At 51.9% G+C, this 23949-nt stretch carries 36 protein-coding genes; 27 read left to right on the top strand and 9 right to left on the bottom strand.

Annotated elements, in window-relative coordinates:
• Positions 1-50: 50 nt before the first annotated feature.
• Both P159_RS0113380 and P159_RS20750 read right to left on the bottom strand, forming a co-directional pair.
• The gene (locus P159_RS0113380) at positions 51-236 is read right to left on the bottom strand and encodes a hypothetical protein (RefSeq protein WP_029544795.1); all 186 of its coding nucleotides are present in this window, start codon (positions 234-236) and stop codon (positions 51-53) included.
• A gap of 13 nt (positions 237-249) precedes the next feature.
• Positions 250-453 (bottom strand): hypothetical protein, encoded by a 204-nt coding sequence (locus P159_RS20750; RefSeq protein WP_029544793.1) that lies wholly within the window; start codon positions 451-453, stop codon positions 250-252.
• Between P159_RS20750 and P159_RS0113370 the strand changes: the two genes are divergently transcribed.
• Positions 445-624 carry an alpha/beta hydrolase gene (locus P159_RS0113370; protein WP_029544791.1) on the top strand — a complete coding sequence of 60 codons (180 nt, stop codon included), beginning with the start codon at positions 445-447 and terminating at the stop codon, positions 622-624. The two genes, P159_RS20750 and P159_RS0113370, sit on opposite strands and share 9 nt — an antisense overlap.
• A gap of 60 nt (positions 625-684) precedes the next feature.
• Here the strand turns inward: P159_RS0113370 and P159_RS0113365 are convergent, their stop codons facing one another.
• On the bottom strand, positions 685-1575 hold the full coding sequence (locus P159_RS0113365; protein WP_029544790.1) for a LysR family transcriptional regulator: 891 nt from the start codon (positions 1573-1575) through the stop codon (positions 685-687).
• 144 nt (positions 1576-1719) lie between these two features.
• On the opposite strand from P159_RS0113365, the gene P159_RS0113360 reads away from it, so the two are divergent.
• From P159_RS0113360 to P159_RS0113315, 10 genes are all read left to right on the top strand, one after another.
• Entirely contained in the window at positions 1720-2904 is a 1185-nt protein-coding gene (locus P159_RS0113360) for an MFS transporter (protein ID WP_029544788.1), read from the top strand.
• A gap of 40 nt (positions 2905-2944) precedes the next feature.
• Positions 2945-4111, top strand: coding sequence for an alpha/beta hydrolase (locus P159_RS0113355; RefSeq protein WP_185753744.1), 1167 nt, complete (start codon positions 2945-2947; stop codon positions 4109-4111).
• 128 nt (positions 4112-4239) lie between these two features.
• A complete protein-coding gene (locus tag P159_RS0113350) occupies positions 4240-4779 on the top strand; it encodes a flavodoxin family protein (protein WP_029544784.1) in 540 nt (179 codons plus the stop codon).
• A 52-nt stretch (positions 4780-4831) separates the two neighbouring features.
• Complete coding sequence (locus tag P159_RS0113345; protein WP_051650366.1) at positions 4832-5329, top strand: cyclophilin-like fold protein; 498 nt, start codon at positions 4832-4834, stop codon at positions 5327-5329.
• 163 nt (positions 5330-5492) lie between these two features.
• Complete coding sequence (locus P159_RS0113340) at positions 5493-5795, top strand: YciI family protein (protein WP_029544780.1); 303 nt, start codon at positions 5493-5495, stop codon at positions 5793-5795.
• 13 nt (positions 5796-5808) lie between these two features.
• On the top strand, positions 5809-6852 hold the full coding sequence (locus P159_RS0113335; protein ID WP_029544778.1) for an aldo/keto reductase: 1044 nt from the start codon (positions 5809-5811) through the stop codon (positions 6850-6852).
• Positions 6853-6937: 85 nt separating this feature from the next.
• A complete protein-coding gene (locus P159_RS20310) occupies positions 6938-7063 on the top strand; it encodes a twin-arginine translocation signal domain-containing protein (RefSeq protein WP_081348539.1) in 126 nt (41 codons plus the stop codon).
• Positions 7060-7689, top strand: coding sequence for a flavodoxin (locus P159_RS0113325; protein WP_029544776.1), 630 nt, complete (start codon positions 7060-7062; stop codon positions 7687-7689). Before P159_RS20310 ends, P159_RS0113325 begins: the two co-directional genes overlap by 4 nt.
• 26 nt (positions 7690-7715) lie before the next feature.
• Positions 7716-8375 (top strand): hypothetical protein, encoded by a 660-nt coding sequence (locus tag P159_RS0113320; protein WP_318253585.1) that lies wholly within the window; start codon positions 7716-7718, stop codon positions 8373-8375.
• Positions 8372-8848, top strand: coding sequence for a flavodoxin (locus P159_RS0113315; RefSeq protein WP_029544772.1), 477 nt, complete (start codon positions 8372-8374; stop codon positions 8846-8848). Before P159_RS0113320 ends, P159_RS0113315 begins: the two co-directional genes overlap by 4 nt.
• 183 nt (positions 8849-9031) lie before the next feature.
• On the opposite strand, the gene P159_RS0113310 is transcribed toward P159_RS0113315, so the two are convergent.
• The gene (locus P159_RS0113310) at positions 9032-9388 is read right to left on the bottom strand and encodes a cupin domain-containing protein (RefSeq protein WP_029544770.1); all 357 of its coding nucleotides are present in this window, start codon (positions 9386-9388) and stop codon (positions 9032-9034) included.
• Positions 9389-9590: 202 nt separating this feature from the next.
• Here P159_RS0113310 and P159_RS0113305 point away from each other — a divergent pair, with 202 nt between their 5' ends.
• From P159_RS0113305 to P159_RS0113295, 3 genes are all read left to right on the top strand, one after another.
• Positions 9591-10022, top strand: coding sequence for an Rrf2 family transcriptional regulator (locus P159_RS0113305; protein ID WP_029544768.1), 432 nt, complete (start codon positions 9591-9593; stop codon positions 10020-10022).
• Positions 10019-10672, top strand: coding sequence for a LysR family transcriptional regulator substrate-binding protein (locus tag P159_RS0113300; RefSeq protein ID WP_029544766.1), 654 nt, complete (start codon positions 10019-10021; stop codon positions 10670-10672). Before P159_RS0113305 ends, P159_RS0113300 begins: the two co-directional genes overlap by 4 nt.
• Positions 10673-10800: 128 nt before the next feature.
• The gene (locus tag P159_RS0113295) at positions 10801-11178 is read left to right on the top strand and encodes a hypothetical protein (RefSeq protein ID WP_029544764.1); all 378 of its coding nucleotides are present in this window, start codon (positions 10801-10803) and stop codon (positions 11176-11178) included.
• A gap of 30 nt (positions 11179-11208) precedes the next feature.
• Here the strand turns inward: P159_RS0113295 and P159_RS20745 are convergent, their stop codons facing one another.
• Entirely contained in the window at positions 11209-11385 is a 177-nt protein-coding gene (locus tag P159_RS20745; protein WP_185753743.1) for a hypothetical protein, read from the bottom strand.
• Between the two features lies 1 nt (position 11386).
• On the bottom strand, positions 11387-11662 hold the full coding sequence (locus P159_RS0113285; protein ID WP_051650365.1) for a DUF4405 domain-containing protein: 276 nt from the start codon (positions 11660-11662) through the stop codon (positions 11387-11389).
• A gap of 556 nt (positions 11663-12218) precedes the next feature.
• Between P159_RS0113285 and P159_RS0113275 the strand changes: the two genes are divergently transcribed.
• The 6 genes from P159_RS0113275 to P159_RS0113250 all read left to right on the top strand — a co-directional run bounded on the left by P159_RS0113275 (position 12219) and on the right by P159_RS0113250 (position 17189).
• Positions 12219-12770 carry a TlpA disulfide reductase family protein gene (locus P159_RS0113275; protein ID WP_051650364.1) on the top strand — a complete coding sequence of 184 codons (552 nt, stop codon included), beginning with the start codon at positions 12219-12221 and terminating at the stop codon, positions 12768-12770.
• The gene (locus P159_RS0113270; RefSeq protein WP_029544758.1) at positions 12763-12912 is read left to right on the top strand and encodes a CD1871A family CXXC motif-containing protein; all 150 of its coding nucleotides are present in this window, start codon (positions 12763-12765) and stop codon (positions 12910-12912) included. The genes P159_RS0113275 and P159_RS0113270 overlap by 8 nt, the downstream gene beginning before the upstream one ends.
• 13 nt (positions 12913-12925) lie before the next feature.
• The gene (locus P159_RS0113265) at positions 12926-13771 is read left to right on the top strand and encodes a 4Fe-4S binding protein (RefSeq protein ID WP_029544756.1); all 846 of its coding nucleotides are present in this window, start codon (positions 12926-12928) and stop codon (positions 13769-13771) included.
• A gap of 60 nt (positions 13772-13831) precedes the next feature.
• Positions 13832-14674, top strand: coding sequence for a flagellin lysine-N-methylase (fliB, locus tag P159_RS0113260; RefSeq protein WP_029544754.1), 843 nt, complete (start codon positions 13832-13834; stop codon positions 14672-14674).
• Positions 14675-14768: 94 nt separating this feature from the next.
• On the top strand, positions 14769-16079 hold the full coding sequence (locus tag P159_RS0113255) for a metallophosphoesterase family protein (RefSeq protein WP_185753742.1): 1311 nt from the start codon (positions 14769-14771) through the stop codon (positions 16077-16079).
• A 75-nt stretch (positions 16080-16154) separates the two neighbouring features.
• A complete protein-coding gene (locus P159_RS0113250; protein ID WP_029544750.1) occupies positions 16155-17189 on the top strand; it encodes a Gfo/Idh/MocA family oxidoreductase in 1035 nt (344 codons plus the stop codon).
• Positions 17190-17207: 18 nt separating this feature from the next.
• On the opposite strand, the gene P159_RS0113245 is transcribed toward P159_RS0113250, so the two are convergent.
• Positions 17208-17534, bottom strand: coding sequence for a hypothetical protein (locus tag P159_RS0113245; protein ID WP_029544748.1), 327 nt, complete (start codon positions 17532-17534; stop codon positions 17208-17210).
• A 225-nt stretch (positions 17535-17759) separates the two neighbouring features.
• Here P159_RS0113245 and P159_RS0113240 point away from each other — a divergent pair, with 225 nt between their 5' ends.
• From P159_RS0113240 to P159_RS0113225, 4 genes are all read left to right on the top strand, one after another.
• Complete coding sequence (locus P159_RS0113240; protein WP_029544746.1) at positions 17760-18614, top strand: MBL fold metallo-hydrolase; 855 nt, start codon at positions 17760-17762, stop codon at positions 18612-18614.
• On the top strand, positions 18589-18735 hold the full coding sequence (locus P159_RS20740; protein ID WP_185753741.1) for a hypothetical protein: 147 nt from the start codon (positions 18589-18591) through the stop codon (positions 18733-18735). The genes P159_RS0113240 and P159_RS20740 overlap by 26 nt, the downstream gene beginning before the upstream one ends.
• Before the next feature lie 303 nt (positions 18736-19038).
• Complete coding sequence (locus P159_RS0113230; RefSeq protein WP_029544744.1) at positions 19039-19989, top strand: hypothetical protein; 951 nt, start codon at positions 19039-19041, stop codon at positions 19987-19989.
• Positions 19983-20726 carry a hypothetical protein gene (locus P159_RS0113225; RefSeq protein ID WP_029544743.1) on the top strand — a complete coding sequence of 248 codons (744 nt, stop codon included), beginning with the start codon at positions 19983-19985 and terminating at the stop codon, positions 20724-20726. Before P159_RS0113230 ends, P159_RS0113225 begins: the two co-directional genes overlap by 7 nt.
• A gap of 308 nt (positions 20727-21034) precedes the next feature.
• Here the strand turns inward: P159_RS0113225 and P159_RS0113220 are convergent, their stop codons facing one another.
• Complete coding sequence (locus P159_RS0113220) at positions 21035-21478, bottom strand: MarR family transcriptional regulator (protein ID WP_029544741.1); 444 nt, start codon at positions 21476-21478, stop codon at positions 21035-21037.
• Positions 21471-22676 (bottom strand): MFS transporter, encoded by a 1206-nt coding sequence (locus P159_RS0113215; RefSeq protein ID WP_029544739.1) that lies wholly within the window; start codon positions 22674-22676, stop codon positions 21471-21473. Before P159_RS0113215 ends, P159_RS0113220 begins: the two co-directional genes overlap by 8 nt.
• A 265-nt stretch (positions 22677-22941) precedes the next feature.
• Between P159_RS0113215 and P159_RS0113210 the strand changes: the two genes are divergently transcribed.
• The 3 genes from P159_RS0113210 to P159_RS20735 all read left to right on the top strand — a co-directional run bounded on the left by P159_RS0113210 (position 22942) and on the right by P159_RS20735 (position 23931).
• Complete coding sequence (locus tag P159_RS0113210; RefSeq protein WP_185753740.1) at positions 22942-23307, top strand: hypothetical protein; 366 nt, start codon at positions 22942-22944, stop codon at positions 23305-23307.
• Between the two features lie 161 nt (positions 23308-23468).
• Positions 23469-23678, top strand: coding sequence for a hypothetical protein (locus P159_RS0113205; RefSeq protein ID WP_029544735.1), 210 nt, complete (start codon positions 23469-23471; stop codon positions 23676-23678).
• A gap of 103 nt (positions 23679-23781) precedes the next feature.
• Positions 23782-23931: a YvrJ family protein gene (locus P159_RS20735; protein ID WP_072004158.1), complete on the top strand. Its 150-nt coding sequence runs from the start codon at positions 23782-23784 to the stop codon at positions 23929-23931.
• The last annotated feature ends 18 nt before the right edge of the window (positions 23932-23949 follow it).

The following is a 23949-nucleotide window of genomic DNA, read 5'->3' as shown; positions in this document are numbered from 1 at the left end:
TCATCGGCAGTTTGTGCAAATTTTGCACAAACTGAATTTAGCTATGCCCATTACGCCACAACCTTGCGCTTGCCGGTAACTACTTCGTAGATAAGTGATTGCTTTTCAGAAATCAATCCGTCGATATTAATTAATTTCTCACTAAGAAATGATGATATCTTCTTTTGTTCCCCAAGTGGACGTTTGATTATAGGAAGACAGTCTACATCTCCTAAATCTTCGCTGACATAAGGCATCAATTCTTTCCTTTTACATAAGGTTATTCTCTATAAGCTTGCGTCCAATTTGTTTTGCCCTATCGCAAAGGCCGTCCAAATTGGCTTCGCGGTAGGCCCGCTTATCTTCTTCGGAGAACATGTCGGCTTCATACCTGGAGTAATCCTTGAACTGCAGGGTATTGTATGTGCACAGCCGCAGAGGCTTCACCTTCAGGGTGCCGTGCTGGTGCTTCATGGCGAGAAAGCCCATTCCCGTTACTTCGGTGAAGATGCTTTCAAGAAGCTGAAAGGCGAAAACAAGGAACTGGTAATCGTGCCGGGCGCCAGCCATATCGACCTCTATGACAACAAAGATGCAATCCCCTTTGCCAAGCTGGCAGACTTCTTCAAGGCCAACTTGAAATAATCCCCAATCCCCTGTGGAATACCAAAAACCGCCCTGCCAAAGCTGTGCAGGGCGGTACTTTTATGCAGGGCTGAATTTTTCCTGCAGGGCCTGCAGGAATGCCTGGGAGGCCTTGGAAAAAATCTGGTTTCTTTTCCAGGCTATGGTTGGCACGGCGAAAATGGGAGGATCAAGGGGACGGGTGCAGAGGCTGCTGCCCTGGGTGTTTATCAGTTCATCAAGGGTGATGGCATAGCCCAGTCCTTCCTTTACCATCAGGGAAGCGTTGTAGGCCAGCGTATAAGAACCAGCTACTGCCAGCTCTGCCAAAGGCTTCTGCAGCCAGCTTTGCAGCTCGTCGCCATGGGTGCCGGTGGAGAGGGACTGGCGGGAAAAGAGCAGGGGCTTCTGCCAGAGATCTTCGGACCGGATGACTTCCCTTTGGGCAAGTTCATCGTCACGGCGCAGGAGCAGCACCCAGCGGTCGCGGACAGGCAGGGGCATCTCATGGTATTTGGCCGGGTCCAGCCTGCCGTAGACAAAGGCGAAATCAATCAGCCCCCGGTCCAGGCGGGTCATGGTGGCAGCGCCGTCACCGCTGATGATGTGAAAGCGCAGGCCGGGATGTTGCTGCCGCAGCTTCTGGGCAGTTTTCATGAGCAGGGCGAAGTGGATGGATTCACCGGCGCCGATGCGTATATCGCCGCTGATTTCCTCACTGTGCAGAAGTTCCCCGGTGGTCTTTTTTACCAGGGACAGGATTTCCTCTGCCCTGCGCCGCAAGAGCTGGCCGTCATCGGTGAGCAGGATGCGCCGGGGTTCACGGATAAGCAGCTGCTTGCCGAATTCATCTTCCAGTTCCTTTAGCTGACGGGACAAAGTTGGCTGGGAAAGATGCAGTTTTTCCGCTGCCCGGGAAAAGCTTTCTTCCTGAGCCACGGTAAGGAAGTATCTGAGCACGCGCAGTTCCATGGCAAAACAACTCCTTTGGTCTGTGTTGGCTGCTGGTTAAATGAATTACTTTTAAGCATAAGTATGTATTTGTTATAGGTATTTGTAATCAATATACTACCATGTTATCATTAAACCATCAACAGGAAAGGCAGGAAAGAAGTCATGTTGAATAACAAAAATCTCCTGATTTTTATCTTGGCCACAGGGGTCTTCGGCATCCTTAATACAGAGATGGGCTTTATCGGAATCTTGCCCTACATCGCCGAGCGCTATGACGTGACCATAGTCCATGCGGGGCTGCTTATCAGTTTGTTTGCCTTAGGGGTAGCAGTTGCCGGGCCGACCATGCCGCTGGTATTTTCCCGCTTCAACCGCAAATATATCATGTTGCTGGTGTTGGGAGTCTTCACGGTGTGCAATACGATTTCCGTTTTTGCCGAAGATTTTAACCTTCTTCTGGTAGTGCGGGTGCTGCCGGCATTTTTACATCCAGTTTACTGCTCCATGGCTTTTACAGTAGCAGCGGCTCTGGCGGGAGCAAAAGATGCGCCCAAGGCAGTGGCAAAGATCAACATTGGCGTATCGGCAGGGATGGTGGTGGGGGTCCCTATCAGCAACTTCCTGGCGGAAAATATTTCGCTGACGGCCTCAATGTCCTTCTTTGCCATAACGACATTCCTCGTTATGCTGGCAACGGCGTTCCTAGTTCCTTCCATGCCGGCAGAGGGGCGGCTTACTTATGGAGAGCAGCTGGCGGTGCTGAAAAAGCCCATGGTTTGGGCCTCTATTTTCGCCGTCATCTTCCTCAATGGCTCAGTCTTCGGTGTGTTCAACTACCTGGCGGAGTATCTGGCCAGCGTTTCGGGTCTGTCTCCAACCTTGGTAAGTTTGCTGCTCTTTGTTTACGGCCTTTGCAACATCTTTGGCAGTATGATCGCAGGAAATCTTCTCTCTAGCCGCCCCATAGGCACAGTGAAAATCTTCCCCTTTTTCCTTGGGGCTGTGTATCTGCTGTTTCTCTTGGGAGGAAATGCCTTCCCCCTGGTGGCGGTCCTTACAGTTTTCTGGGGACTGCTGGCAGGCATCAATGCCAATATAAACCAATATTGGCTATCCCATGCCGCACCGGAGGCACCGGATTTTGCCAATGGCCTCTTTCTCACGGCGGCTAATCTGGGCTGTATGGCGGGAACAGCGATAAGCGGCATGTTCATTGAAGCCTGGGGAACAGAGTATGTTGTCTGTGGCGGATTGGTATTCATTGTTGCCGCCGGGATTATATTCTGGAGTCAGTGCCATAAGGGCAGCATGAATCCGGCGCTGATCCCTGCAAACGAGCCGGTTTGATTTTAAGATATAAATTGTGTACAAAGTAAGGAGAATGAAAATGATGAAGAAAATTGGCAAGAACAAAAAGATGGTTTTGGCAGCCCTGATGGCAGGCGTAATGTCTTTTGGCATCATGGGCAGCAATGTGACGATGGCGGCAACTCCGGCTAAAGCTCTGGCGGCAGCTTCCCAGATGCAGCGCTCATCCATCAGCGAACTGGACAATGATACCCGTGTATTCGAGATTGACAAGTCCATTGAAGCCAAGAATGTTAAATTTGAAAACCGCTTTGGCTTCGAAGTTGCCGGTCACATGTATCTGCCCAGGGATTTTGATGCCAACAAGAAGTATAAAGCAGTTGTAATTACGGGACCCTTCGGCGCAGTAAAGGAACAGTCCTCCGGTCTTTATGCACAGGAATTTGCCAAGCATGGTTATGTGGCCGTAGCCTTTGATCCCTCCACCACCGGTGAGAGCAGTGGCAGCCGCCGCAATATGGGCTCCCCGGAAATCTTCACGGAAGACTATCATGCCGCCGTGGATTTCGTTTCCAACTTGAAATTCGTGAACCCGGATCAGGTGGGGGCCATGGGCATCTGCGGTTTGTCTGGCATGGCCATCACTGCCGCTGGCAGTGACAGCCGCATCAAGGCGGTGGCAACTTCGGCAATGTATGATATGAGTGAAAGCATCAGCGACCATTATAATGGTGCTTATTACACGCCGGAGCAGCGGGAACTCGTGAAACAGCATCTGGCCAAGATGCGTGATGAAGAAGCCAAGACCGGCAAAGCCATCCGCGGAGCCCATGAGCTGGGGGTGGATGCTAATGGTAATGTGGAGACCTTCGATACTATGTTCCCGGATAAACTGCCTGCGGATGCCAGTCCTGTCATCAAGGATTTCTTCGGCTACTATGTAGGCCGCGCCTTCCATCCGCGCGCCATCAACTCCAATAAGCTGGCCTGGGATTCGGTAACCCCGTATGGCTTCTTTGACTTCAAGCTTATGAGCAATATTGATGAGTTGGGCAAGACGCCGGTCATGCTGATTACCGGGGACAAGGCGCATTCCAAGTATTTCTCCGATAATGTTTATGCCGCCATCAAAGGGGAAAAAGAGGAGATTGTCGTTCCTGGTGCTACCCATGTAGACCTTTATGACCAGATGGACAAGATTCCCTTTGACAAGCTGTTTGCCTTCTTTGATAAGAACCTGAAGTAAAAAGCAAGAAATGCCGCCCTGCGAAATCGTGCAAGAATTTGCTGGGCGGCATTTGTATTATATGGCTTGACTTTGAGTATACTCCAAGTGATAGAGTAAAGCAGGATAATGTGTATGGAGGAGAGAACATGAGCAAGAAAGTAATCATCATATCTACGAGCTTAAGAAAGAACAGCAATTCCGAGGCATTGGCCACAGCCTTTGCCGAAGGTGCCAGAGAAGCAGGCCATGAGGTGGAGCAGATTTCCCTGCGGGATAAGACCATAAACTTCTGCAAAGGATGCCTTGCCTGCCAGAAGACCATGCAGTGTGTGATCAAGGACGATGCCAACGAAATAACGGCCAAAATCGGACAGGCAGATGTGGTGGCTTTGGCCACGCCAGTCTATTACTATGGTATGTGTGGCCAGTTAAAGACACTGTTGGACAGGGCAAATCCGCTGTTCCCTTCGGACTACCGCTTCCGCGAGGTTTATCTGCTGGCTGTGGCGGCAGAGGATGAGGAAAGTACGGTGGCAGGAACCCGTGTCGGTGTGCAGGGCTGGGTGGATTGCTTTGATAAGGCCGAACTCAAAGAGACGATTTTCTGTGGCGGCGTGACAAATATTGGCGATATTGCCGGAAATGCTGCCCTGGAAAAAGCCCGGCAGGCTGGCAAGAATATCTGAAGCCTGTAAAATATTGTCCTGCATCTGTATTTTTAGAAGGAAGTGACGGTGTATGCCAAAAAGGAAGATAATGGGCTGGGTTATCCTGTCGGTGCTGTTATTGCTGTCAGGCTGCACAGGCGTACAGGATGCTGTTGCAGATACAGGCAGCAAGGCACAGGTCACTGCCCAACAGGAAAATGCCCCCTCGTCAGCCTCCGGGAAGGAGCAAGCGATGAAACTGACAATTGATAATACCGTCGTTCCCGTCACCTGGGAACATAATTCCTCCACTGCGGCGTTACATAAACTCCTGCCTTTGACCATAAAGTTGTCGCCCTATGGAGGCTTTGAGCAGGTTGGTTCTATCGGCCAAAGTATTGGCAGCGCAGATGAGCAGATGACCACTCACTACGGTGATATTGTCCTTTATGCGGGGAACAAGCTGGTCATTTTTTATGGTTCCAATTCCTGGTCCTATACGCGGCTGGGGCATATTGAACTGTCTCAACAGGAAATAACAGCTTTATTAAGCCATGATGAAGTATCGGTCACACTTATGGCAGAGTGAATGAGGCTGCGATATCCTGCCCTAAGAAAATAAGCACCCTGCCTTCAGGTTGGCAGGGTGAATTTTTTTATAAAGATATATTGACATCGTGTCATTTTAGATTTATACTACATGCAGCAATAAAAGTTACATGGTGTCATTTTATATAAGGTAGGAGAAGGCTATGTTTATCATCAATCAGACACTCAAGGCAGAAAAGATTCCTGCAGGACAGGGGGACGAACTGTTCAAAAAGCATGTGGAATGGTTCACCAGGCACTTTGAGGCAGGGAATTTCATTTTGGTCGGGCCCTATACTGACCAGAAGATGGCAGGCATCATGATATCCCCAGCCGAGTCAAAAGAGGCAGTGGAGAAGATCCTGCAGGAAGATGTGTACTATGCAGATGGCTTTGCTGACTATGAGGTGCGTTCCTTTACTGCAGGGAAAATAGCAGAGAACTTTGCTGAATTTGTGGGCAAGTGATAGGAGCAAAATCATGAAATATGCGAAATTAGGCAACTCCGACCTGAATGTTTCCCGCATCTGCCTGGGCTGCATGGGCTTTGGCAATGCAGCCACGGGGCAGCATAGCTGGACAGTGGCTGAGGGGGCTACCCGTGAGATTGTGAAGCACGCCCTGGAACTGGGGGTGAATTTCTTTGACACTGCCATTGCCTACCAGAACGGCACCAGCGAGGAGTTCCTGGGCAGGGCGCTAAAGGACTATGCCAAAAGAGACGAGGTGGTGGTGGCCACCAAGTTCCTGCCACGCAGTCAACAGGAAAGAGAGGCAGGAATAAGCGGGCAGGAGCATATCAGGCGGCAGCTGGAGCTGAGCCTGCAGCATCTGGGCATGGACTATGTTGATCTCTACATTTACCACATGTGGGACTACAATACGCCCCTCTATGATGTCCTGGACGGCATGAATCAGATGGTGAAGGAGGGCAAGGTGCGCTACATAGGCATTGCCAATTGCTATGCCTATCAACTTGCCAAGGCTAATGCTATGGCGGAAAAAGAAGGCTTTGCTAAATTTGTATCGGTGCAGAACCATTACAACCTGCTGTTCCGGGAGGAAGAAAGGGAGATGGCAAAGCTCTGCGCTGAGGACAATATCGCCATGACTCCTTACAGCGCCCTGGCCAGCGGCCGGCTCTCCAGAAGGCCGGGGGAGACTTCCAAGCGGTTGCAGGAGGACAGCTATGCCAAATTGAAATATGACGGCACGGCGGAAAGTGACGAGAAAATTATCCTGCGGGTGGCGGAACTGGCAGACCGGTACGGCGTGACCATGACGGAGATTTCCCTGGCCTGGCTGCTGACCAAAGTGACGGCTCCCGTGGCCGGAGCTACCAAGCTTCATCACATTGACGGTGCCGTAAAGGCAGCGGAATTCGAGTTGTCAGAAGAAGATATAGCCTATCTGGAAGAACTCTATGTACCCCACAAGCTGGTGGGAGTCATGGCCCAGAACACCAAGGGCGGCAGCCAAAAGGAGCAGGTTTGGATGAAGAACGCTCCCAAGGGCATGCAGTGATTTTTTTCTTGACTTAGAGTTCACTTCAAGTGCTAGAGTGTACATAGACAGGCAGAAAGATACAAACTTAGCGAGTGTGATGTGTATGAACAGGCGGGAATTCCTGAAGGTCACGGGCATGGGGGCCATGACTCTGTTTTTGGCAGGGTGCGGCCTCAGCGGCCTGGGAGGAGAGGGAACGAAAGCAAATGCGGAAGGAGTACGACAATGAAAAAAGTATGGCTTTTGTGTCTGAGCCTTTTGATGGTCCTGGGGCTGCTGGGCTGCGGCTCTGATACGGGCAAGGCGGAGGAAAAGGCTGCGCCTGCGCCGGTGCAGAAAGCGGAAACCCCGGCTAAACCCGCGGCTGCCGGCAAGGGGAAGATTCTGGTGGCATATTTCTCAGCCACGGGCAATACCAAGGCCCTGGCGGAAAATGCGGCCCAGGCGCTGGGGGCTGACCTCTATGAGATTCGCCCGGAACAGCCCTATACCAGCCAGGACCTGAACTACAATGATGAAACAACCCGGGCCACTGTGGAGCAGAAAAACGACAGTGCCCGCCCCAAGCTGGCAGATTTGCATGCCCCGGTGGCAGACTACGACACCATCGTGCTGGCCTATCCCATCTGGTGGGCCCAGGCTCCCCGCATCATGGACACCTTCGTGGAAAGCTATGATTTCACGGGCAAGAACCTGACCGCTGTATGCACCTCCGGCGGCAGCGATATAGGCTCCAGCGCCGACTATCTGCAGAAGATCACCAAGGGGCAGGCCAACTGGAAGCCGGGCAGGCTGTTCAGCCCCTCTGCAGGTGCAGGGGAAATCAAGGGCTGGTTTGACGGCCTGGGCTTCTGATGATGAAAGGGCGGATTACTTTTCGCATGGCAGTGACGGCGCTTTTGCCGTTGCTGCTTTTGCTGGTTATGAGCTTCCACTATATTCCGAAGCTTTTGCATGAAGTCCTGGGCATGGCCTGTCTGGTACTGGCCGTGGTGCATGTCTATCAGAACAGGCAGTGGTTCAAGAGCCTGGGCAGGGGCAGATGGGGTTTCCTGCGGGCCTTGGGCACCGCTATCAGCCTACTGCTGATAGCCCTGATGCTGGCATCGGTCATAGCGGGACTTGGCATTTCCAACTATCTGCTGAAGGACATCATGCCGCTGGAAATCCAGCGCAGCATTGCTATTCACCAGTATCATGTGTCCCTGCCCTATGCCCTGCTGATCCTATGCGGCCTCCACTGGGGCATGCACTGGCGGGGGTGGCTGGCACAGTGGAAGAAGCTTGTGCCGTTGTCAATGTCTCCCAATACCAGCCGGATAACAGTGGCAGTGCTGGGGCTTTCGGTGGCAGCCCTGGGCATTTACGGCTCATTCCTGAACAGGGTGGGCGACAGGCTGCTGATGAAGCACATCTTCGCCACGGAAGCCACCAACCAGCCAGGAGAAATCTATGTGCTGTTGCTGATGGGGCTTCTGGGGCTTTATGTGGTGATAGGAGTTTTATTTGACTATGTTTATAGAGGGAGGAAAACTCAATGAGCAAGAAATTAGTAGCGTATTTTTCCGCCAGCGGCGTGACGGCCAAGGCAGCCAAGACCCTTGCGGAAGCAGCCGGGGCTGACCTTTTTGAAATCAGGCCGGAGGTGCCCTACTCCAAGGCGGACCTCAACTGGAATGACAAAGCCTCCCGCAGTTCGGTGGAAATGAATGACAGGAGCTCCCGCCCCAAGCTTGCGGCAGGTGATGCCAAGATTGCGGATTATGACGTGATATTCCTGGGGTTCCCCATCTGGTGGTACGTGGCGCCCACCATCATCAACACCTTCCTGGAGAGCTACGATTTCTCAGGCAAGACGATTATCCTCTTTGCCACCTCCGGCGGCAGCGGCTTTGGCAAGGCCGTGGAAGGGCTGAAGGGCAGCGTGTCAGAGACCGCGGTCATCAAGGAAGGCAAGCTGCTGAACGGGACTCCTTCGGTTGCTGAACTTAAAAACTGGGTGGAAAGTTTTTAATCTATCAAGCCGCATAAACAAAAAATCCGTTCCTTAAGAATTGCATTTATTCTTGAGGGACGGATTTTTTTAATAGCGCGATAAACTTTGCAACCTTGGCCCAGGGCCATTATTGCCAGCCCTTCCAAATATCCGGCTCATAGCCCAAGGTGGAGTCTTTGCCGTTTCGCACGACAGGGGGTTTTACTGTTCTACTACAGCATCGTCTGCGGTGTATTCCTCCAGGGAGTTTTCCCGCACCTGGATGCAGATGAAGCTGATGCCTTCGTCCTTGGCGGCGGAGAACTTACGACGGGCTATGGGAGCGACACGCAGCCAGTCACCAGCAGCCAGCTCTACAGTCTCGTCGTCAATGACGGCCTGACCTTTGCCTGAGATAACGAAGTAGATTTCCTCATTTTTCTTGTGGTAGTGCACAAAGGGAACACCGGCTCCAGCGGGCAGGTTGTTGACGCTGATCTCTGCCCCCGTAAGATTCAATTTGTCATGCAGTTCAGTTCTTGCATCGCTTGCCACACTAAGTTTGTTGAAATTTGCCATTTTGATTTCCTCCAATGTTTTTAGTTGTAATGACATCGATTACAATAGAATAATAACATTGCCTTGATGTAATGTCAATAGTTACAACAAAAATTCTGATGCGCACGGTTTCCTCATTGTCATAGGTTGGGCGGGGATTCTTGTTGACATTTTAGGGATGATGTAATATTGTATGGTACAACGATTATTCAGGAGGGGTTCCATGCAATTTTCTTTTCGTCTGCCGGTAGCAACGCACATATTGCTTTGTATAGAGCGGTTCAAGGATGAGTACAAGACAACTTCCACCTTTTTGGCAAGCAGTGTCAATGTAAACCCGGTCATCATTCGGAAAACATTGGGGCAGCTCAAAGCCGCTGGTCTGGTGGATGTGGCAGCAGGCGTCGGTGGGGCAAAACTAACCAAAAGCCCGGAAGACATCACCTTATGGGATGTCTTCCAGGCTGTGGAAGAGGATGAAGATCTATTTCATTTTCAGGAGAACCCAAATCCAAAGTGCCCCGTGGGCAGGAATATCCATGGGGTGCTTGGTGACAGGCTGGAAGAGGTCAGGCAGCACATGCTGGCTGATTTCAAGAAAGTCACCATTGCAGATTTACTGGCGTCTATAGAGGCCAAAGAAGCGGTTGAGTGAGAAAATGCATTGGCTCTGCATCTTTCTGCCTAGGCCTCCGGAATAGCTATCTGCAACTGGCAATTCCTTCCCAGATTGCGACAGTGATACTGCCGTTGCTGTTAGGTGAGTTTCACCAACTGCATCCCGAAATTCAGCTGGAAATTACGGAGCCTGCAGGCGGGGCGGCACTTGATATGGTGGAGAGGGAAGAGGTGGACATCGCCTTTGTCCACGATGCTGAGGGGCGGCCAAATCTGTCCTTGAGGAAATTATCTACTTGGCCTGTATGTATGTGTGTTCCCCGGCAGCATCCACTGGCACAGCGGGAATGTATCTCTCTGGCCGAAGTCAGCACCTATCCATTGGTGCTGCTTAGCCGCAACTTCATCTTGACCAAGCGGATTCTGGCAGAATTTGACAAGCGGGGACTTACACCGCAGGTTCTGCATTATTCTCCGAATCTTTCCAGTGTATGGAATATCGTTCAAAAAGGCATAGCATTTTCCGTCCTGACCGGCAACGGCATCCTGCCGGATAGCAGCCTGGCAGCTGTACCTATTGCGGGATTTGAGCAGAAGGGCTTTATAGTCACCAAAAAAGGAAGACAAATTTATGCTGATGAACGCTCGTTAATAGATTTTTTTAAGCAAAAGTTTGTAGCCAAATAATATAGGGGCTGTTACATGAGTGTAATTCCGCAAACGCTTTCAGTTTCTGCCCTTCCCTAATTCTCCTATAATTATGAAATGATATGATAAGTCCATAATGAAAAATATAGCCTCGGGGAGGAATAAAGATGATAGTATCCATCAACCGTGACGGTGTCTGCATGGGGGACGACGCCATGGACCACCGCAGGGACATCGAAATGGAAGACAGGGCCACTGGCCGGGACCTTTTGGAAAAACTGCTGGAAATGAACTACCTGCCAGACCTTAGCGATGCCATCTGGTACACATGGAGCCTGCGAGCCCCATGCATCGTCGCTTGGTCCTGCAAAAAGAAGAAAATTATCGCAGAACTAAAGAATGTTCCTTTAATGCAGATAGACGGCGACAAGACTTGGTACGATTTCCGCCACATCCTCAAGGAAGACCTTTATCTCCTTAGAGATGATATAAAGAATACCCCGGGTATCTGGTACGACAAGGACTTCTTCGGGGGCAGTCTGTAATGCCGCAGAAACGCGGGGACTGTTGTTTCTTTAACTTGCGTTATCCCTTTTGGCATGATGAGCGGGTCTGGGTACATCAAGGGTTACCGGGAACTCTTCGATAATAGGGGCGTTGACGTGGGCACTCTTGTGGATGTCGATTTTTTCAGCCTCTACAGGGCGTTCTTCGTAACTGCGCACACTGGTGCGGGTAAAAATAGCATTCATATCAAACACATTCCTTTCCATTTTCGATATTTGCATTCATAGATGCCTTTTTTCTGCAAACTTTCTTGGTCACTACAGAAATCCAACTCTTGTGCCAGACAAGGTGGAGAAGTATCCCCACGGACATAAGATAGCCGCTATATGTATGCACCGTAACAAAGGGGCCTTTTGCCTCTCTGCCACCGGGAATCAAATGAAAGTCCAGTAAAAGCCCAGTGGCTATGCAAGCAAGCCCGCTGAGAAACAATAGCCAGTCAAGGCAGTAATTCTTTTTCATGGTAAGCCTCCTATCAACTCATTAACATGATGCACAGCAATAAAAAAAATCGACGCTCCCTAAAAGGGCAGAAAGCCACAGGGACTTTCCACGTCGATTTTCTGCCGCTAGAGCGGCACGGCTCCTACACAGCCGCTTATGCTATTGCCAATAATATATCATAAACGCCTTATGGCAGCAATAGTTACTTTTTAGATACTTGGCATATCTCTGGTCGAATCGTTTCATAAGCGTCACCTTCCTGTAGTTTCGCAGAATATCTTTTTAAGAAAACTTCTTTATCACAGGCCATAATCCTGCCAGGAAAATGTATGAAAGCACGTTGAGAATTATGGCAGGAAAAAACATAAACAGATAGAAATAGACAGCAAGATGCTGTTGGAAAATAGATATGTTTTATACGCAGGTAGTGACGGCAATGCTTCAAAAGTCATTGGAAAATTTCTTCAGGCATATCAATATCAAGCCGGAGAATGTCTAGCTTTGATATGCTTGGCGCTACCAATGTGGAAAGGGTAGTGCAGAAATGAATGAATTTTGAAAGGAGCGAATAGCTATGAAGGCTTTTTGGCAGGCTGGGGGAATCCTGGCGCTTGCGGCAGGTTTTTTCCTGGTAGGTTGTGGTTCCGGGGTGGCAGAGCAGCCTATGGCTAAAGTTGCTGCCCAGCAGGGGCAGGAGGATTTCCCAAGCTTCAGGGCCGTGGATTTGCAGGGCAATGAAGTGACAAAAGAAATCTTTGCTCAAAAGAAAATCACAGTGGTAAACATCTGGGGCACCTTCTGCCCGCCCTGCATCGGCGAGATGCCGGAGCTGGGGGACTGGGCCAGGAATATGCCGGCGGATGCCCAGCTCATAGGCATTGTCTGTGATGTCATGGACAGGCAGGATGCCGGATCCATTGGGACGGCGAAGAAGATCCTGGGCGAAGCCGGAGCAGAGTTTGTGAACCTGGTGCCGGATGAGGCTATCATGGAATATCTTGAGGGCGTGGAGGCCGTGCCCACCACTATCTTCGTGAACTCAGAGGGGAAAGTGGTAGGCAGCCCTGTGGTGGGGGCTGATGTGGAGGCCTATAAGGCGTTTGTGAGGAAATATCTGCATGAGTGAGGGCAAAAGAAGGCTGCTCCTGCAGGGAGGCCTCCTGCTGCTTTCCCTCCTCAGCGTAGCCTGGGGAGTCAATCGGGGGGAGGCAGCCATCGTTTTGCGGAAAGCTGTGCGGGTCTGCATGGAATGCATTGGCTTAGGCTAGGAGGGGAGGCAGCTTGCGACAATCTATCAGGCGCAAACTCATCCAGACGCTGGCCCTTTTCCTGGCTGATCCAAAGCTGGGCAATTTCCTTTCGGGCAGGCTCTACAAGGGAGAGTGGAAGAGCCTTTGTGTGCCGGGGCTGAACTGCTATTCCTGCCCGGCGGCGGTTTTTTCCTGCCCTATTGGAGCACTGCAGGCAGTGACAGCTTCGGCTGGGTTCAGGTTCAGCTATTATGTTACAGGATTTCTTATGGCTGTAGGGGTGTTATGGGGACGGGCAGTCTGTGGCTATCTCTGCCCCTTCGGGCTTTTTCAGGAGCTGCTTCATCGTGTTCCCCTGCCGAAGAAAAAATTATGGCCGCCTCTGGTTTATGTGAAATACGTTATCCTGGCGGTGTTTGTCATGCTGCTGCCGCTGCTTTGGACGGATTATTCCGGCGCAGGCTTGCCGGCCTTCTGTGAGTTTATCTGCCCGGCTGGCACCCTGGAAGGAGGACTGCCCCTCCTTGCCACCCGCCCGGAATTCAGGCAGGCGCTGGGGAAGCTCTTTGCCTGGAAATTTTTGGTGCTGCTACTGGTCTGCCTGGGGAGCATGATGAATTATCGTTTTTTTTGCAAGCTTCTCTGCCCCTTGGGAGCCATTTATGGGCTTTTGAACCGCATCAGCCTTTACCGCCTGCAGGTCAGCAGATCAGCCTGCGTGTCCTGTGGCAAGTGCCAGAGTGCCTGCCCCATGGGGGTGAACCCGGCCAGGAACCCCGGGGCAGCCGAGTGCATACGTTGTGGAGAATGCGTTGTCGCCTGTCCCCAACAGGCTTTGTTGCTAAGATTTTCTACAGATTCAATGAAACATTCTTGATAAAAATTGCCGCTATTGCTGTAAATGAGAATAGCGGCAATTTATATGGGGGAGCTTGAGATGTTGAAGACAATATATCCTGATTTTTACGAGGACTTCTGCTGCAAGGCCGATAAATGCCAGCATACCTGCTGTGCTGGCTGGGAGATTGATATCGATGCCGCAACGGCCGCAAGATACCAGCAGCTGGCAGGCCCGGTCGGCGAGGCTATACGCCAGAATATCGTCGAGGTCGATGGCACCTGGCAGTTCGTGCTTGGTCCAGGCGGACGCTGCCCGTTCCTTCGCAGAGATGGCCTTTGTGAGCTTATCCGCAGGGCTGATGAGTCTGTCCTATGCGATATTTGCGCGAACCACCCGCGCTTTTTCGTAAGCCTGGGGGACTATGAGCTGGCGGGGGTGGGGCTTAGCTGTGAGAAAAGCTGCGAGCTGTTATTGGCAGAGGAAAAGCCACTGCATTTCCGGACGGAAGCTGGCAAGAAGCTGTCCCTCAAGGAAGTGCTGCAGCGCTTATCCCTGCCGGTGAGTGACGAGGACCTGTGCTATCGGGCAGGCCTTACTGCTGATGATGCAGCTTTTGTGCTTGACTGCCTGCAGAAGACGGAGCCCATCGATGAGGCCTGGACGGCTCAGCTGGCCCAGCTGCGTTCTGCAGATATGGAGCTTGAGGCTGACGCGCCGCAGGCCTTCGACCGCATCTATCAGTACATACTATACCGCGCCCTTGAGCATGTGCCGCAGTATGGCTGGGGCACGGTGCTCTCCTATGCGCAGCTGAATACCGACTTTATCTACCTGCATTATCAGTTGACAGGTGAACTGGCAGAGTCAACCCGCCGCTGGTCCGAGCAGATTGAGTACAGCACCGAGAATGTCAGGCTGCTGATGGAGCTGCTGGCTTGATGCTAATTTACTGCCTGTAAACAGATGACTGAACCCTGGCCGGGGAAGGCATGGAAATTCCTGCTTGACTTGGAGTGGACTTCAAGCGTTAGAATTGAAGGCAAGAGATAAAGTATTTGCAGGAGATAGTAATGAACAGAAGAACTTTTATTACGGGGCCCTTGCCACTCTGGGGCTTCTGGCAGGGGGCTTTTATTTTGCCAAGGGGTCCCTCTATCGTCAGGCGGTGAATGGCGTGCGCAGCTTGTCAGGGGAGGTGGAGGCACGTTTCTTGCGGCAGCTTATCACATCTGATGCGGCCCACAGCCGGACCATCATGTGGCAGTCGGACAGCCCCCTCACTAATGCCGGGGTGGAATACCGCCTGGCTGGGCAGGAAGATATCAGGATGACGGCTGCCCGGGAGGATTTTTTCACCGATGACGGGGTGGAGAATAATCAGTATCTGGTGAATCTGCAGAATCTGGAGGCAGATACGGATTATGAATACCGGGTGGTGGCAGAAGGCGCCACGGGAGAGTGGCACAGCCTGCGCACGGCTGGTGCGGAAGATTTTGAGTGTCTGATCTTCCCGGATTCCCAGTCCAGCGACTACAGCGATTGGGAGGCTTTGGCGCAGGATGCCGCCCGGCGCAATCCCCAGGCGGCTTTTTTCATCAATATGGGGGATATCGTGGACAACGGGGAGGACCATACCCAGTGGCAGGCCTGGTTCAATGGGGTGGAGGGCATCATGGACCGCCTGCCCTTCGTGCCCCTCATGGGCAATCACGAAACCTATGACCAGAACTGGCAGGTGCGGCTGCCGGAGGCCTATCTCCACTACTTTGCGGTGCCGGAAAATGGCAGTGAGGATTTTTCCCGCTATTACTATTCCTTTGACTACGGCGAGGTGCATTTCATAGTGCTGAACAGCCAGTGGGATGAGACGGAGGAGTTCAAGCCGGGGCTGAAGGAAGAACAGCTGCAGTGGCTGCGGAAAGATGCCGAAGACAGCGACAAGAAGTGGAAGATAGCCCTCATTCACAAGGACGTGCTGCAATACCGCATCCACAAGCGGCCCGAGCGGCAGGAGGGCATTTCCGACGTGGGTGAGGCCTTCATGCCCCTCTTTGACGAGCTGGGCATAGACCTTGTTTTCACCGCCCATCTGCACACCTACCGCAACCGGGGCCATATCAGGAACTTCCAGCGGGACAGCGGGGGGCCTCTCTACATATTGACCGGCGTGGCAGGCAATGTCCGCTATCCCGGACTCTGGGTGGACCACCAGCTTGATGAAGTGGTGGCTCCCCAGCCGGAGACGGACAACTATCTCACTATGCAGGTGACGGCCCGGGAAATAACCGTCAGATGCTTCCTGCCTGACGGCCGGGAGATTGACCGGGTGACGGTGACTAAATAAAAGCCGTAGGCCATGGCAGGAGCAAAGGATTTGGCCAGTGAGACAGCGAATAAGTTATTTTGAGGTGATGAGGCTATGGAAAACAGGAAATTAGTAATCGGCTATATAGGCAATGGCAAGAGCACCAACCGCTACCATCTGCCCTTTGTGCTGAACCGCCCCGATACGCTTCGGGTGAAGATGATCTATCAGCGTAATCTGGCGAAACAGGACTGGACGAGGATTGAGGGCGTCACATATACGGATGACCTGGAAAAGATCCTCCATGACCCGGAAATAGATGTGCTGGTGGTGACGACGGCCACGGCAGCCCATTATCCCCTGGCCAAGAAGGTGCTGGAAGCCGGGAAGAACTGCGTGGTGGAAAAGCCCTTTGCCACAAGTGCAGAAGAAGCGGCAGAGCTGTTCCGTCTGGCAAAGGAAAAGGGCGTGATGGTGCAGTGCTATCAGAACCGCCGCTTTGACAGCGATTTCCTGACGGCCCGGAAGGTGCTCTCCTCCGGCAGATTGGGGGAGCTCTATGAAGTCAACATGAACTATGATTACTACCGGGCCTATGTGCCGGAAGGGGCAGAGAGCTTCCGGAAGGACGAGGCCTTCCTCTACACCCACGCCTGCCACACCGTAGACCAGGTGCTGGCCTGGTTTGGCAGGCCTTTGGAAGTCCGTTCGGATGTACGGCAGCTTTTGGGCAAAGGCCGCATGAACGATTACTTTGATCTGGATTTCTTCTATGAGGGCTTCAAGGTCTCAGTGAAGTCCAGCTATTTCAGGGCCAAAGCACGTCCCAGCTTCGAGCTTTACGGACGGCGGGGCTGTTTTGTCAAGGAAACCGAAGACAGGCAGGAAGCTGATCTGAAGAAGTTTTACCTGCCTGCAGGCCACCCGGACTTTGGCCTGGACCTGCCGGAGCATTACGGCACCCTCACCTGGTACGATGAAGCTGGGAACTACCACGAAGAAAAAGTCCCCAGTGAGAAAGGGGACTATGCACGGTATTATGATGCCCTGTATGAGACGCTGCTGAACGGCGCGCTGCCGCTGGTGACGGAAGAAGAGACCATGGAGCAGATGCGGATTTTGGCAGAGGCAGGGAAAGAGCTCTGCTGAAGGCAGCAGCATGTCTTATCATTTTTTCTTCACCCGCTCCCAAAGAGGGGATTTGACTTCCCTGGAATCAGCAGCAGCTTTGACTGAAGGTTTCGGTTGCTGGGCAGATCCAAGCTGGGACCAATTCATAGGTGCAAATGTTTGGGGCATAGCGTTTGCGGCGGCCTTATCAGCTTCTTTGTGGTGGTGTGCTTCTATTTCCTCATGGGTAGGGACAGGAATAGCCCTTGTGGTTCCTTGTGCATAATTCGTTTGTGCTTGTCGGATGACGCGTGAGGCAGGTTTTTCCTGCTGCAGGCCGCCGCCCAGTAAATAGCTGATTAGAGCCTGTTTATCTGTATCCAATATTGTCACCTCATTTTCAAAAGAGAATAATGGCACGAATAAACCTTTGGAATCAGGCTGCCATTATGGTGAAAGATTCGCCAGCCGGGTTATAAAAACCTTTTTGGGGAAGCAATGGGGGAAGTATCTGTGAGGGAAAGCTAAGTCGCGGAGGAATATATCTTGAAGATTGTTGAGGCAGAAAATAGAACTACATGTGAATCTGCATATACATTAAGGGTTCTGATGAACGACTGGGTGGTGGATGGCCCTTGGGAACTGGAGGCAGAGCATGGGCTTTCCTTTTATGTGGAAACACCACAGAGCAAGTTCGTCTTTGACTGCGGTCACACGGAAGCTGCCTGGCGAAATGCTGAAAAGATGGGCGTGGACTTGTCCGCTGTAGAGTTTGTGGCCCTGAGCCATTCACATTATGACCATGCAGGAGGCTTCCCTTCGCTGCTGGAATATGTGAAGCCGAAAGTTCTTTATACCGGCAAGAATTTCTGGCAGGAGAAGTTTTCCTACAACAAGGATAAAGGTGAGTATGCCTACAAAGGTTGTGGTTTCACCAAAGAGGATTTGGCGGGCTGGGGCATTGAGCAGTTTGAATGCGATGGTACGGTAACGGTGCAGCTGGATAACTATGCCATGTTACTGACGGGCTTTTCCCGCCGCTATGATTTCGAGACCATCCCGGAAAAATTCGTGCGGGGTGAGGATAAGGAACCTGACACCTTCGATGATGAAATCTGCTTGCTGCTGAAAGAGGGCACAGGCTGGGCTATGGTGGTGGGCTGTGCCCATCGTGGTATCCTGAACATGGTGGCTGAGGTCAAAGAGCGTACGGGGAAGGACGTAGTGCGCGTGGTGGGCGGCATCCATCTGGTGGGAGCCGGAGACGAGCGCATCAGAAGGACGTTCAAGGAACTGAAAGCCATGGGAGTACAGTGCTTCAACCTCTGCCACTGCTCTGCCGACAAGTGCCATCAGTCTGGGGCCTGGCCCGCTAATCTTGAGTCATTTGCCGGTGGCTCAACCATTCAGGTGGAAACTGGGGGATATGGTGCAGGGGATGATGGTTTATTCCGGCGGCAATAATTACGGCAAGCCTATCATTCACTTAGGCCCTGTGGGCATGAGCCAGGACATAGAGAGCTTCCGGGAACTATTCGTGACCTACGGTGAGCGTATGGGAGACACGGCGGTTTCTGTAGTTTGACAGTTGTTATCTGCATGAAAAACGGGGCTGATGCGCGTTCATTACGTGCATCAGCCCCGGAACAACGGCGTTTTGAAAAGATACATAGAATATCAGAGAATTACTCCAGGATGTTAATAATTAACATCCTGAATAGAGAGGGGGCTGCTCGATGCGGCCTCTTATTATTTGTGGTGCACCCGTTTTTCCAGGTGCCAAGCCGGGATTGATGTCATCTGACTTGGTTTTATGGTAATAAGATATTTGATTCGTAAACAAAAATAGTTTACAATAATAAAAAATACTTTATAAAGGGGTGGCAGTATGGAAAAATACCTTGAAGCAGTCCTGCATCAGGATGTGGACATCCTCCCTTTTACTGATACCAGAAAGCTGCCACTGGCATATAGGAACAGATATAGGCTTTCTGAGATGTCCATAGCGGGGCAGGGGGCTGTTTTGGTCGAACCGGTAGAGCAAGAGCCTTTGGCAGCTATTAAGAAGCAACATAGGCAGCTGGAGATTTATACGGGTTCACGCTGTGTATTAGCTCTGAGAAATATGAGCAGCTACGCACGGGATGCCATGGTGAAGGAAGGGATTCCATTTGTTTGGGAGGGGCATCAGGTATATCTGCCGTTCCTGGGCATGCTCCTGGATAGCACTAAAGGCAGGACAGTGCCACAGTGTGAAAATATCTCTTTTCTGACACAACGTATGTTGCTTACGGCCCTGTATCAAAGCTGGGAGGAAGTAACCGTAACCAAGGCTGCCGGGATGCTGGGGGTTACCAAAACAGCAGTATCCCATAGCTTCGATGAACTGGAAGCTATAAATATACCCTATCTTTCAGTGAAAAGCAGGGCAAGGAAGTTGACCATGCCGAAAGATAAGCAGGCAGCTTGGGAAAACATTAAGGATAGCTTGCGGAACCCCGTTATCGCCACATACGCGTTGAAGGAGTGTCCGGCAACCGGCTTGCTGACGGCAGGGCTTACGGCATTAGCTGGATATTCCTTGCTGAGTGACCCCGCTTGCTCCACTTTCGCTGTAAGCAAAAAGGCTATATCGCGCCTTAAGCTTACAAAGAGCAAGCTGGCGCTGGCTGAAGAAACGCCAGCTTGTATCGTGCAGGAAATAGGCTATCAGATAGATTTTGGGGCAGGAACGGCCATAGACCCGCTGAGCCTGGTGCTGAGCCTAAACAAAGAGGAAACGGAAGACCCACGCATCAGTATGGCGGTGGACGAAATGCTGGAGAGGTATGTATGGTAAGAGGCATAGAGAAATTCAAGGAGTATTTTCATGAGTATGCCAATCAGTATGTTCTGATAGGCGGAACCGCCTGTGATATATCATTCAGCCAGCATAGCGGCGACTTCAGGGCAACAAGGGATTTGGATGTTGTCCTTATCGTGGAGGCGCTGACACCGGCCTTCGGTGCGCGATTCTGGCAGTTCATCCGTGATGGCGGCTATCAGAATCGGGCAAAATCATCGGGGCAGCCCCAGTTTTATCGTTTCGACAAGCCAAGGGAGGCAGAATTCCCGTCTATGATAGAGCTTTTTGCCCGGACGGATTTTCTGCAGGACGGGGCAGCAGAAATAACGCCGTTGCATATTGACGATAATGTCTACAGCCTGTCTGCCATCCTGTTGAATGAGGCATATTATCAGGCGCTGCTGTCCGGCAGGGAAATAGTAGAAGGGCTTTCCATACTGAAACCGAGCTGGCTCATACCGTTCAAAGCCAAGGCGTGGCTTGACCTAAGCCAGCGTGTTGCCAATGGAATGCATGTGGATTCACGAGATTTGAAGAAGCACCGTAATGATATCATTCGTTTGACCGCAGAGTTTGTGCTTGAACGCTGTGAGCTTCCTGATGAAGTAAAGGCAGATATGGAGAAATTTGTGGGAAGCATGAATGTAACTGATACCGAGCTTAAAAGCCTGCGAATTCCTAGGGTACGGGCTGAAGATATACGTCAGTTACTTATAGAGACATACTTGTAGTATTTGCTATGGTTGGCAGGAAGAAATGTAGGCAGATTGCAGGATTTGATTCCTGGGACAATGTGAAAGAATATGTCCTGAGCATAGATGACAGCTTGTGGCAGATGAGGTGCCCATCTGATACATAAATCCATATAACATAAGGCCGACGTGCAAAAAATGCATGTCGGCCTTACTTATCGTGTTAAAAATCTTAATTCGCTGGTTTGAAGGCAGCCTTAGGCTGACCGCAGAGGGGACAGACGTAATTTTCCGGCTCATTGTTGATATCGACTACATGCTCAAAACCGCAGACAGGGCAGATGTACTTATTTTTGCTGCAGATTATCCGCCATGCGCATCATGAAGGACATAAGCTGCTCCCGCTCTTCCGTGCTGAAGCCCTGCAAGGCCTGCTGCCTGTGCTCTGTGACAGGGCGGGAGAGTTTTTTCACGGCGGTTTCTCCTTTGGCTGTGAGCCGTATGGCGTTGCCCCGCTCCCTGCCTGACTCCCGGCAGATGATGCCCTTCTTTTCCAGGCGGGTGAGGGTGCGGGAGATGGCAGCGGGCTCCACCCCCAGGCGTTGGATGAGCTCTCCCTGCATGATGCCGGGATGGCGGGCTGTGAGGTTCAGCACCATCCATTCAGAGCTGTGGATGTCCTCCTGGCTCACTGCCCCGTTCAGGGTGCGTGAGAAGGCCCGGGCCGTGCGGAAGAACTGGCGGATAAGGCCGTCATCGTAGTCATCCTGAAGGAGCTTCGTATCAGGCATCTTCTGCCTCCGCAAGTTCCGGCAATTCCTGCGCTCCTTTGGCAGGCCGCAGATAGTACTGGGCTGCCGCCAGCAGGAGGAACAAGGCCATGAGGCCGAAGATGGCGTAAAACATACCTGTAAAGCCCACCTGCCCGGCCACGGCTCCCAAAGCGATGAGGCCTGTGCTGGTGCCGATGTCCAGCATATTGTAGAAAGTGGCACTGGCGGCGCTGTGGCGTGAGGAGGCCACGCTGTTCAGCATCCAGGTGAGGAGCGCCGGCAGGAGTGCACCTGCCCCCAGGCCGTAAAACACAGAGGAGAGCAGGAGGCCTGCGAGGCTGCCGGAGTAAATCATCAGTGCAAGGGCCATGAGGTAGGCAACTGCCCCGGGCAGCACCACCGCAAAGGCGCCGTATTTGTCCAGCAGCCGGCCGCCGAAGGGACGGGAGATAAAGACGAAGATGGTGCCCACGATGAAGAACAGCCCGGCATTATCAATGCCTTTTTCCGCCGCTAGCATGGCGATGTAAGTGTTGACGCTGCCATAGCCTGCGCCGAAGAGGATGGTCAAAAGGGAGGCTCCGGCAGTGCCCTGCTCACAGAGGCGGTTCTTGATGGAGGAGCGGATGGGGGAGGCGGCGTTGATGCCTGCAGGGGCCTTTTTCGTCCGGCAGAGCCAGGCCATGAGGATGGCAGCAGCGCTGAAGGAGATGGAAGCAGCAAAGAGCAGAGCGGGGCTCTCCTCCAGCAGCCAAAGTCCCAGGGCAGGGGCCAGGGCCATGGCCACAGTGCTGCCCATGCCAAAGTAGCCGATGCCTTCCCCCCGGCGGGAGGCAGGTATCACATCAGCAGCCATGGCAGCGGCAAAGGTTGTGGAAAGGCCGAAGCCAAAGCCGTGGATGACCCGGGCCAGGATGATGGCATTGATGCTGGTGAAGAAAAGGTACCCCAGCACCGCCAGTATGCAGAGGCCGAGGCCTGCGTAAAGGCATTTTTTCTTGCCAAAGGCCCGCACTCCCGTATCAGTGAACAGGCGGATAAAGATGGCTGAGTAGCCGAAGATCCCCCCAATCAGCCCCAGCTGCAGGCCCGTAGCTCCCAGGGAAGAGGCATAGATGGTGATGGTGGGCAGGAGAAAGTGGAACCCGGCAAAGAGAAAGCCATTGGCTCCGATCAGGGCGAGGAAATTCCTCGTCCAAAGTTTTTCCGTGGACATGAAGACGCTTCCTTTCATTTTATGAATTGACATGTCAATCAATATAGCAGATTTGGATTGACATGTCAATTTTCCTTGCGAAGCATGGAGATGCCGCCCAGGAGCAGGGGACGGCTTACTTTTGATGGAGAAATATTGCCTTTTAAGTGCCAAAGTCATAAAATAAAGATAATGAAACAGGAGGAATGACCATGGCAGCTTTTCGCATCAACCGCACCAATGATGCAGTATTCAAAGCAATCTTTGCAAAAAAGACATGACCCGCATGGAAAAATGGGCGGCTTATTTCTCTCCTGCCACTTCTGACGAGGAACTGGAGCGGATTGCCGCCAGCGAAGACGCAATTCGGGAAGCGATGGAGGTGGAGAACGTGTTCACCCAAGATGAAGTGGCAAAGAGGTCTTACGAAAAAGCCGAGAAATTCCGCCGCGATCAAGCGGCGCAGCTGAGCTACGCCGAAAAGAGGGGCGAAGAACGAGGGCGTGAGAAAGAAAGAGCCGATGGAATAGTCAAAACTGTTGCCATGCTCAAACGTCTGAAACTCACTAAAGACGCTGCAATACAGGAGATTATTGAAAGTTATTCCCTGCCCCATCAAGAAGCGGCAGCGCTGGTGAAAAGCAACTGGTGAGTTGCTTTTCTGATTGAGGAAAAACTCATTATAAGGACGAACTGAAGAAGCTGCTGGACGAAAACGAGAAATACCAGAAGCTAGACCGCCTGGCGGCCCAGACCATCAGCATTTGTTCCGGAGTAGATTTCAACATCCCCGTGGGAGAGGGGGAGGTCAACGTGTGCAAGGCCATTGAAGATATGAAGACGGAAGCCTGGAATAAAGGACACAGCGAGGGACGTAATGAGGAACGCGATGAAGGGATTTCAAAAGCTATTTCCATGTTAAAGAACTTGAATCTTACCAAAGACATTGCTATCCAGCAGATTGGTGAAAGCTATGCCCTGTCAAGCGAAGAAGCGACGGCATTGGTCAACAGCAGATGGTAATCCCATTGCTTAGTAAGATACGGCAATTGAATGAATGAAGAGCCTGGGGCAATGCTCCGGGCTTATGTTGTATTGGTGGTGAGGAAATGGCGCAGACGGGGCATTGACGGCGATTTCCACGGTGGGGTTCCCTATCGTGGTGACGTTTTACCTCTTGACCAGCTTCCAGAAGTCTATGGACAGGCGGAGCGGGGAGATTGCAAGGCTCACGGAGTTCTTGCAGGCTATGGAACGGGATCACAGAGCAAAATAACGAGGCCGGGCGACCGGC

The organism is Selenomonas sp. AB3002 (genome assembly GCF_000702545.1).
In the GTDB taxonomy this organism is placed as follows: Bacteria; Bacillota; Negativicutes; order Selenomonadales; family Selenomonadaceae; genus Selenomonas_B; species Selenomonas_B ruminantium_A.
Note: the sequence above shows the minus strand (reverse complement) of the source record. Positions and strands in the feature narration are given on the sequence as shown.

What these genes read in the sequence shown, in the direction of transcription:
- P159_RS0113380 (WP_029544795.1), bottom strand. Translation starts at nt 236, where the DNA reads ATGCCTTATGTCAGCGAAGATTTAGGAGATGTAGACTGTCTTCCTATA.
- P159_RS20750 (WP_029544793.1), bottom strand. Translation starts at nt 453, where the DNA reads ATGAAGCACCAGCACGGCACCCTGAAGGTGAAGCCTCTGCGGCTGTGC.
- P159_RS0113365 (WP_029544790.1), bottom strand. Translation starts at nt 1,575, where the DNA reads ATGGAACTGCGCGTGCTCAGATACTTCCTTACCGTGGCTCAGGAAGAA.
- P159_RS0113360 (WP_029544788.1), top strand. Translation starts at nt 1,720, where the DNA reads ATGTTGAATAACAAAAATCTCCTGATTTTTATCTTGGCCACAGGGGTC.
- P159_RS0113355 (WP_185753744.1), top strand. Translation starts at nt 2,945, where the DNA reads ATGATGAAGAAAATTGGCAAGAACAAAAAGATGGTTTTGGCAGCCCTG.
- P159_RS0113350 (WP_029544784.1), top strand. Translation starts at nt 4,240, where the DNA reads ATGAGCAAGAAAGTAATCATCATATCTACGAGCTTAAGAAAGAACAGC.
- P159_RS0113345 (WP_051650366.1), top strand. Translation starts at nt 4,832, where the DNA reads ATGCCAAAAAGGAAGATAATGGGCTGGGTTATCCTGTCGGTGCTGTTA.
- P159_RS0113340 (WP_029544780.1), top strand. Translation starts at nt 5,493, where the DNA reads ATGTTTATCATCAATCAGACACTCAAGGCAGAAAAGATTCCTGCAGGA.
- P159_RS0113335 (WP_029544778.1), top strand. Translation starts at nt 5,809, where the DNA reads ATGAAATATGCGAAATTAGGCAACTCCGACCTGAATGTTTCCCGCATC.
- P159_RS20310 (WP_081348539.1), top strand. Translation starts at nt 6,938, where the DNA reads ATGAACAGGCGGGAATTCCTGAAGGTCACGGGCATGGGGGCCATGACT.
- P159_RS0113325 (WP_029544776.1), top strand. Translation starts at nt 7,060, where the DNA reads ATGAAAAAAGTATGGCTTTTGTGTCTGAGCCTTTTGATGGTCCTGGGG.
- P159_RS0113320 (WP_318253585.1), top strand. Translation starts at nt 7,716, where the DNA reads ATGGCAGTGACGGCGCTTTTGCCGTTGCTGCTTTTGCTGGTTATGAGC.
- P159_RS0113315 (WP_029544772.1), top strand. Translation starts at nt 8,372, where the DNA reads ATGAGCAAGAAATTAGTAGCGTATTTTTCCGCCAGCGGCGTGACGGCC.
- P159_RS0113310 (WP_029544770.1), bottom strand. Translation starts at nt 9,388, where the DNA reads ATGGCAAATTTCAACAAACTTAGTGTGGCAAGCGATGCAAGAACTGAA.
- P159_RS0113305 (WP_029544768.1), top strand. Translation starts at nt 9,591, where the DNA reads ATGCAATTTTCTTTTCGTCTGCCGGTAGCAACGCACATATTGCTTTGT.
- P159_RS0113295 (WP_029544764.1), top strand. Translation starts at nt 10,801, where the DNA reads ATGATAGTATCCATCAACCGTGACGGTGTCTGCATGGGGGACGACGCC.
- P159_RS20745 (WP_185753743.1), bottom strand. Translation starts at nt 11,385, where the DNA reads ATGAATGCTATTTTTACCCGCACCAGTGTGCGCAGTTACGAAGAACGC.
- P159_RS0113285 (WP_051650365.1), bottom strand. Translation starts at nt 11,662, where the DNA reads ATGAAAAAGAATTACTGCCTTGACTGGCTATTGTTTCTCAGCGGGCTT.
- P159_RS0113275 (WP_051650364.1), top strand. Translation starts at nt 12,219, where the DNA reads ATGAAGGCTTTTTGGCAGGCTGGGGGAATCCTGGCGCTTGCGGCAGGT.
- P159_RS0113270 (WP_029544758.1), top strand. Translation starts at nt 12,763, where the DNA reads ATGAGTGAGGGCAAAAGAAGGCTGCTCCTGCAGGGAGGCCTCCTGCTG.
- fliB (WP_029544754.1), top strand. Translation starts at nt 13,832, where the DNA reads ATGTTGAAGACAATATATCCTGATTTTTACGAGGACTTCTGCTGCAAG.
- P159_RS0113250 (WP_029544750.1), top strand. Translation starts at nt 16,155, where the DNA reads ATGGAAAACAGGAAATTAGTAATCGGCTATATAGGCAATGGCAAGAGC.
- P159_RS0113240 (WP_029544746.1), top strand. Translation starts at nt 17,760, where the DNA reads ATGAACGACTGGGTGGTGGATGGCCCTTGGGAACTGGAGGCAGAGCAT.
- P159_RS20740 (WP_185753741.1), top strand. Translation starts at nt 18,589, where the DNA reads ATGATGGTTTATTCCGGCGGCAATAATTACGGCAAGCCTATCATTCAC.
- P159_RS0113230 (WP_029544744.1), top strand. Translation starts at nt 19,039, where the DNA reads ATGGAAAAATACCTTGAAGCAGTCCTGCATCAGGATGTGGACATCCTC.
- P159_RS0113225 (WP_029544743.1), top strand. Translation starts at nt 19,983, where the DNA reads ATGGTAAGAGGCATAGAGAAATTCAAGGAGTATTTTCATGAGTATGCC.
- P159_RS0113220 (WP_029544741.1), bottom strand. Translation starts at nt 21,478, where the DNA reads ATGCCTGATACGAAGCTCCTTCAGGATGACTACGATGACGGCCTTATC.
- P159_RS0113215 (WP_029544739.1), bottom strand. Translation starts at nt 22,676, where the DNA reads ATGTCCACGGAAAAACTTTGGACGAGGAATTTCCTCGCCCTGATCGGA.
- P159_RS0113210 (WP_185753740.1), top strand. Translation starts at nt 22,942, where the DNA reads ATGGAAAAATGGGCGGCTTATTTCTCTCCTGCCACTTCTGACGAGGAA.